Annotated in this window: 6 protein-coding genes; 3 read left to right on the top strand and 3 right to left on the bottom strand. The window is 62.5% G+C overall.

Going from position 1 to position 7,049, the window contains the following annotated elements; genetic code table 11:
• Window positions 1–827: TAXI family TRAP transporter solute-binding subunit (locus tag Q0996_RS15175; RefSeq protein WP_299621387.1), on the bottom strand; the 827-nt coding region annotated here is incomplete at its 3' end.
• Between the two features lie 188 nt (window positions 828–1,015).
• On the opposite strand from Q0996_RS15175, the gene Q0996_RS15170 reads away from it, so the two are divergent.
• Entirely contained in the window at window positions 1,016–1,951 is a 936-nt protein-coding gene (locus tag Q0996_RS15170; RefSeq protein ID WP_299621384.1) for a LysR family transcriptional regulator, read from the top strand.
• 28 nt (window positions 1,952–1,979) lie between these two features.
• Here the strand turns inward: Q0996_RS15170 and Q0996_RS15165 are convergent, their stop codons facing one another.
• Window positions 1,980–3,752, bottom strand: coding sequence for an adenylate/guanylate cyclase domain-containing protein (locus tag Q0996_RS15165; RefSeq protein WP_299621381.1), 1,773 nt, complete (start codon window positions 3,750–3,752; stop codon window positions 1,980–1,982).
• Window positions 3,753–3,891: 139 nt separating this feature from the next.
• Window positions 3,892–4,857 carry a LysR family transcriptional regulator gene (locus Q0996_RS15160; RefSeq protein ID WP_299621377.1) on the bottom strand — a complete coding sequence of 322 codons (966 nt, stop codon included), beginning with the start codon at window positions 4,855–4,857 and terminating at the stop codon, window positions 3,892–3,894.
• Between the two features lie 157 nt (window positions 4,858–5,014).
• Between Q0996_RS15160 and Q0996_RS15155 the strand changes: the two genes are divergently transcribed.
• Entirely contained in the window at window positions 5,015–6,124 is a 1,110-nt protein-coding gene (locus Q0996_RS15155) for a hypothetical protein (protein WP_299621374.1), read from the top strand.
• A 97-nt stretch (window positions 6,125–6,221) separates the two neighbouring features.
• A partial coding sequence (locus tag Q0996_RS15150) for a tripartite tricarboxylate transporter permease (protein ID WP_299621371.1) occupies window positions 6,222–7,049 on the top strand: 828 nt, incomplete at its 3' end.

The raw sequence follows: 7,049 nt of genomic DNA, 5'->3' as shown, positions 1-7,049 counted from the left end.
TCCTGGTCCGAAGAGACCACCAACAGCGCGCTCACCGCCGGCGTCAGGGAGTCACCGTCGACCCCTTCGTAAACACCCCCCGGCATCTTCCACGGGATGTAGGCGGGAATCAGATCGTTGATCTTCTTCAGATCGGCTTCGGTGAAGGAATGCAGGTTCATGCCCTTGGTCGAGGCCAGTTGGACCATCGCCGCCACCGGCCAGCCGGCGGCATAGAAGTAGGCGTCGAGCTGGCCGTCGGCCATGCGCTCGGCCGACTGGCTGTTGTTCAGCTCGGCCTCTTCAATGTTGTCGCGGTTCACGCCCCAGGCGTCCAGCATCTGCAGGACGGCCACCTGCGTGCCGGACCCCGCCTGCGCGATCCCGACGCGCTTGCCCTTCAAGTCGCCGAGGTCGTTGATGGTCTTGCCCTTGGGCAGCACCAGGTGCAGGTCTTCGGGATAGAGATTGGCGACAACGCGCAGCTTCTCGTGCTTCTTGCCTTCGAACTTGCCGACGCCGAGGTACATGGAGCGGGTCACATCGGCCGCCGCCATGCCCATCTCCAACTCGCCGTTCTGCACGGCGGCGTTGTTGAACACCGATGCCGTGGTCGACTGGGCAATGGCGATCAGGCCGGGCACGCCGCACTGGCCGCCTTGATCGCAGGGCCGCGAGCCCGGAGGCGAGGAAATCCCGTTGGCAATGGTGCCGCCAATGGGGAAGTAGGTGCCGCCGGCGCTGCCCGTGCCGATGCGGAAGAAGGTTGGGTTTTGCGCCTGCGCGACCGTACTCGCGCAGAGAACGGTTGCGACGGCTGCGGCCGCCAGCTTCGAGCTGAGTTTCATTCTTTGTCCTCCCATGGATTTCGCTAACTCGATTGAACCCTGACTGTAATACGGGGCTGAGACCGCACGCCAGTTCCACAACCCGCTGAGCCAGCATAGGACAGCATCATCAATAAATTAAAATTTTTAATTCTTCTATATCTATCGATTTTTCTTATATTAGAGAGCGAACTGATCGGGGGAAGGTTTTGAACTTCAAGCAGCTCAGCGCTTTTCGCGAGGTCATGTTGACGGGCTCGGTCAGCCAGGCCGCCCGCAACCTGCTCAGAACCCAGCCGGCAATCAGCGCCCAGATCGCCGGGTTGGAGGACGAGGTCGGCATGAAGCTGTTCGAGCGCCAGGGCGGGCGGCTGCTCCCGGTCCCGGAAGCGCACTATCTGCTTGAGGAGGCGAGCGCGATCATCGATCGCCTGAACGCCGCCGACCGCACCATGAGGAGCATCCGCGACCTCGATCAGGGCACCATTCAGATGGTCTCCATGCCGGGACCCTCAGCGTTCCTGCTACCCGATCTCATCGCGAAATTCGTGCAACACCGCAGTCAGGTGAAGGTCTCGCTGATCGCCCGCAGTTCCATTCAGGTTCAGCAGTTGATCGCCGTGCAACAGTATGACGTCGGCCTGGCCGATATTGGGTTCGCCGGGTTCGACGAATCGCCGCTCGTGGACCACGACATTCTCCGCCTGCAGTGTCTCTGCGCCGTGCCGGCCGATGACCCCCTGGCGCGCAAGAAGACCGTGACGGCGGCGGACCTGTCCGGCAAACCCATGGCAACGCTCTATGAAGATCACCCGAACTTCATTCAGACAAAGGCTGCCTTTGACGAGATGGGTGCGGTCTTCAAGCCGCGCTTCGAGGCACAGTATTTCATCCCCTTGTTCACCTATGTCGAACGCGGCCTGGCCTACGCGATTGCGGACCCGGCGGCGGTCAGAAGCTATGCGCTTTACAAGGGTGCGAACGCGGAGATCGTCTTTCGTCCCTTCGCGCCGGCCATCTATCTCGTGACCTCGATCATGGTCCCCAAGCACAAACCGCCCTCCAACCTCGCCCGGGCCTTCATCGCCGAGCTGCGAACGGGCCTGCGCGCCGTGATGGCGGATTCCGCAGCACCGCAATCCTGAAGACCGTATGCTGCCGGCGAGGCGGTGGTCACTGCGGAAGACCGGCCTCACGCAGGACTGCGATAAGGTGCTTCAGCTTTGCCGGGTCCTTGTACGGCTGGCTCTTGGCATATTTCGAAAGGCGGAATTCGGGATCGTTGGTCATGATCTCGCCGGCAACCCGCCGCGCCTGGTCATGATCGGCCGAAAGTTGATAGTCGCTGCAGAGGATTAATCGCGCTTCATTGCTCTGCGGGTTGAGCCTCAGCGACTCCTTCGCGGCCGGAATCGAGAGCTCGACATCGCCGCAATCACGATAGGCAGCGGCGAGAATGTCGATCAACCAGGTCGGATAGACCTTCTCCAGTTGCAGGGCCTCGCGGGCGCTTTTGACGGCTGACTCCGCATCGCCACAGAAATTGCGCACAAGTCCCAGGAGGGCGTGTGCCAGCGGACAGCTCGTGCGAAGCTTGACCCCCGTCGAACAGTTGGCAAGCGCCTCATCGTATTTGCCGTCGAGAAGCTGCAGGTGCCCGAAAACGGCATGGCCGATACCGTTGTTGTCCTCGTATTGCATGGCCTTCTGCGCCCACGCGGCCGCCTGTTCGATCGATCGGGCTGGCGGGTCTTTCCAATCGAAGAAGGCATCCATCCAATGGGTCACCGAGATGTAGCTCGGGCCCACGACCGAATCGGGTTGAACCCGGTAGAGCGCCTCGAAATAGTGCCGGGCCGTCGCGTTGTCGTCCTTGTTCAGCTCGTAGAAGTGGCTGGCGCCCCGATAGTAGTTTTCCTTCGCTTCCGGGCTGGTGAGCTTGCCGAACCACACCCTGTCGATTTCGTTGGCGACAAGCTTCACATTGAGCAGCGAAATCACCTCCCGGGTGATTTCATCCTGCAACTGGAAGACATCGTCGAGAACCCGGTCATAGCGCTCTGCCAATATGGTCCGCTTGGCATCGACATCGGTGAGCTGCACCGTGACTCGGATGCGACTGCCGGCTTGCTGCACGGCTCCTTCCAGGACGTAGCGGGCGCCCAATTCGGCGCCCACGGTCAAGGCAGACACGTCTTTCCCACGATAAGCGTTGAGGACGGGCGCATGAACCAGGAACAGCCCGGTCAACTGAACCAGCGACGCCGAGATACCGAACCTCAGTCCATCGGCGATGTAGTCCTTATCGGAATCGGAGCCCAGGCTCTTGAAGGGGAGGATCGCGATGGACGGCCGGTCCGGCGGTGCGAATTCCAGTGCGGAGGAAGCCCGCGCCTCCACCGGCACCTTCGATGTCTCATGGTCGGTAAGGACGCGGTAAGCGCGAACAGGTCCCTCTATGTTCTTAAGGGTTTGATTGCCCATAAACTCGAAGGCCCGGGAAACTTTACCCGCGACCTGATCGTAGACCGTGCCGCTGATGCAAATGCCTCCGCTATCGGCCAAGCCCTCGAGCCGGGAGGCCACGTTTACGCCGTCGCCGAGCAGATCCTCGCCCTCGACCATGACATCACCCAGGTTGATGCCGATACGAAACCGCATGAGGTGCTCTTCGGGAAGATCGGCGTTGCCGTTTTCGATGGTCTCCTGGATTTCGAGGGCGCAACGCAGCGCTTCGACCGGGCTGGCGAACTCGGCGATCACGCTGTCGCCGGCAGTCCCGAACACACGGCCGCGATAGCGGGTGACCAGCCCGTCGATGATCTGCCGATGGGCCTTGAGCGTGCCAAGGGTCAATTCCTCGTCCAGGTCCATGAGCCGGCTGTAGCCGACGACATCGGCGGCGAGAATAGCCGCCAGCCTTCGCTGAACTTGGTCCTTTTTCATTGATCCGCATCCGTCCAGGTTGCGCATCCAGCAAGCAAATACTACGGACGGGCAAGGCGAGAGTCCAACTACGTCCCCTATCTACTCAGGATCGATCTTGTTGATCCGCTCGGCGGGACCGGACGTTTGAGTGTCCGCTTCAGCCCACATCGGCCCTGGCAGCGCGGGGCGGTCCAGGGGGGCGGTCCAGGTATGACGCCGCTCTGCCGAGAGTGGTGTTGGTCAGCACGTCCCTGGTGATATCGCGCATCGCCGCCGCCGCCGGAGACAGCGACTTCTCCTTCACCGTCGCGACGCCGATGCTCCGGGAAACCGGCGGAGAGCGAAGCGGCACCGAGACCAAGTCCAGGTCCGGGCGCTTCTCGACCGCCAGCCTGGGCAGGGCGGAGACAGCAAGGTTCCGGCCGAGCAGCGCCAGCAGCGCGCCGAAATGCTCGACCTCGAAGCTGCCCTGCATCAGCTTGGCCTTCTCGCCAAGCGAGGCCTCCAGAATCTTCCAGGTGCCGCTTGTGGGCCGCATGCTGACGAAGGAGTGGTCAACCAGCTCCTGCCAGGCAATGGAGTCCCGCTCGGCCAGCGGATGGTCCCGATGGCAGACCAGCGTGAACTCGTCCTCGAGCATCGGCTCGAACGCGATCTCCGGATGGCCGAGCACATTCTGACAGATGCCGAACTCCGCTTCGCCGGTAAGAACGCGATCAATGGCCTTCGGGCTTGAACTCTCCATCATCCTGATCCGAATTTCCGGATAGACGGCATTGAAGCGCTGCACGATCTCCGGCATCAGCGTGTCGGCGCTCGTCATGTTGGTGGCGACCTTGACCAGCCCGGCACGCATCTGAATCACGTCGAGGATATCGCCGACCGACTTCTCGAAGTCGCCGATCATGCGCTCGGCATCCGGCAGGAAGTCGTTTCCGATCACCGTCAGGCTGACGCTCCGCGTGGTGCGGTCCAGAAGCCTGGCGCCCAGCATGTCTTCAAGTTTCTTGATCCGGCGCGACAGGGCCGACTGCGTCAGGCAGAGCTCCTCCGCAGCCTCCTTGAAGCTTCCCAGCTTGGCGATCCTGACGAAGGCGATCACGTCATCGAGCGATATCTGCATGGCTCCATGATTAGTGAATATAAGTGCATAATCAATGATTTTTTTGCGTTTGATTCAATTATCATTGATCGGGCAGAGTGCCGGCACATCGCAAATTTGAAGAACGGCCGCCGCGCAGCAAGCGCTGTGGCGCCAAACCGGCTCAAAGGAGGACCCTATGACTCACTGGACGAAGTCACTTGCGCTCGGTGCGCTGGCCGCGGTTTCGACCGTCGCCCTCACGCTCCCGGCGCAGGCCGTGGACTTTTCGGGCAAGACCATCGAGTGGATCGTGCCCTTTCGCGAAGGCGGCGGCACCGACCGGCTGACCCGCATTCTGCAACCGAAGCTGGCCGAGCTTCTGCCCGGCAATCCGACGGTTCTGGTGCTGAACCAGCCGGGTGGCGGCTCGATCAAGGCGTCGAACAAGTTCCACAGGAGCGCGCCGGCCGACGGCACCATGCTGTTCACCGCCTCGACCTCGACCTTCATTCCGATCACGCTGCAGTCCAAGCTGGCCAAGTACGATCCGAACGAGTGGCGCGCGCTGGTCAACTTCCCGCGCGGCGCGACGTTCTTCGGCTGGTCCGGCCAGACCGGCGCCGGCAGCCTCGGAACCGACATGAAGTCCGATTGGGAAGCGCTCAAGGGCAACGGCAAGCTGCGCTTTGGCCTCGAAACGCCGATCTCGGCGGAGCTGCTGGACCTGGTCGCGCTCGACCTGCTGGGCATCGAGCCGCAGGTGCTTTTCGGCCTCAGTTCGAAGAAGGCCGAAGCCGCCTTCGTCCGCGGCGAGATGAACATCAACACCGACAACACCCGCGGATATCGAAAGGACTTCCAAAAGGACGAAAAGAGCGACGGCGCAGTGCGGGCGATCTGGTCCTGGGGCTTCGTCGACAATGACGGCAAGATCCAGCGCGACCCCGATCTGGACTACATCCCGACCTACGAGGAGTTCTACACCAAGGTGAAGGGCGAGGCGCCGTCGGGGCCCGGCTATGACCTGGTCTTGAACCTGATGAACAACAAGGTCGCGATCTCCAAGGCCGTCATGCTGCCGAAGGGGACCCCCGACGACATCTATGAAGCCTATCTCGAGGCCTTCAGGAAGCTGGTCGAGGACCCGGCGATCAAGGAAGCGCTCAAGAAAGAGGTCGGCTCCCTCCCGATCTACTTCGGCGAGACCGCAACCCGAAACGTCGCCGCCGGCACGCAGATGAAGCCGGAGACCCGCGACTGGGCCAAGGGCTGGCTCAAGGAACACCACAACGCATCGCTCGACTAAGGTCGGCGACTGCATTCGGCGGCCGACACGACCTCCTCCCGCTGTCGGCCGCCTCCCCTTCCCCTGTGCAACCCTCTGGCGGCAAGGACCGAAAGCAGTGATCGATGCAATGCTCATCGGCGCCAGCGCACTGTTCAGCCTCGAGCATTTGCTCGCGCTGGTCACCGGCGTGGTCCTTGGCCTTATCGTCGGGGTGATGCCGGGTCTTGGCGGCACCGCGGGCCTGGCGCTTTTGCTGCCATTCGTTTTCGGCATGGACCCCGGCATAGCGCTGGCCATGATGATCGGCCTGCAATCGGTCACCACCACCTCCGACACATTTCCCTCCGTGCTTATGGGCATTCCCGGCACCTCGGGCTCCCAGGCGACGGTCCTGGACGGCTTTCCGATGTCCAAGCGCGGTGAGGCGACCCGCGCCCTCTCCGCAGCTTTCACCTCCTCGATGTTCGGCGGCATCTTCGGCGCCTTCGTGCTGTCCTTTGCGATCATCTTCGCCAAGCCGATCATTCTCGCGGTCGGCTTCGGCGAACAGTTCATGCTGGTCGTGCTGGCGCTGTCGATGGTCGGCATGCTGGCGGGTATCAGCATCTGGCGCGGCCTGGCGGCTTGTGCCCTCGGTCTGATGCTGGGCGCACTGGGCTCGGCGCCCCTGACCGGCGTCGAGCGGATGTCGCTGGGCACCGAATACCTGATCGAGCCCGTGCCGCTGATCGTGGTCGGTCTGGCGATGTTCGCCACGCCTGAGATCGTGGACCTGCTGCGCCGGGAGAGCCGGATCGCAGAGGGCGGCCGCCTCGGCGGCGGCTGGGGCAAGGGCCTGCGCGACTGGGCCCGGAACTGGTGGCTGTCGCTGCGCTGCGCCGGTATCGGCTGCCTGGTCGGCGCGCTTCCCGGCCTCGGCGGCTCGGTGATCGATTGGATCGCC

Origin of the sequence: Pelagibius sp. (assembly GCF_028289705.1) — a bacterium.
Taxonomy (GTDB): Bacteria; Pseudomonadota; Alphaproteobacteria; order Kiloniellales; family Kiloniellaceae; genus Pelagibius.
This window is presented reverse-complemented; position numbering and strand designations above follow the sequence as displayed.

Excerpts from the sequence above, each read along its gene's own strand:
- Q0996_RS15165 (WP_299621381.1), bottom strand. The coding sequence starts at position 3,752 with ATGAAAAAGGACCAAGTTCAGCGAAGGCTGGCGGCTATTCTCGCCGCC.
- Q0996_RS15160 (WP_299621377.1), bottom strand. The coding sequence starts at position 4,857 with ATGCAGATATCGCTCGATGACGTGATCGCCTTCGTCAGGATCGCCAAG.
- Q0996_RS15155 (WP_299621374.1), top strand. The coding sequence starts at position 5,015 with ATGACTCACTGGACGAAGTCACTTGCGCTCGGTGCGCTGGCCGCGGTT.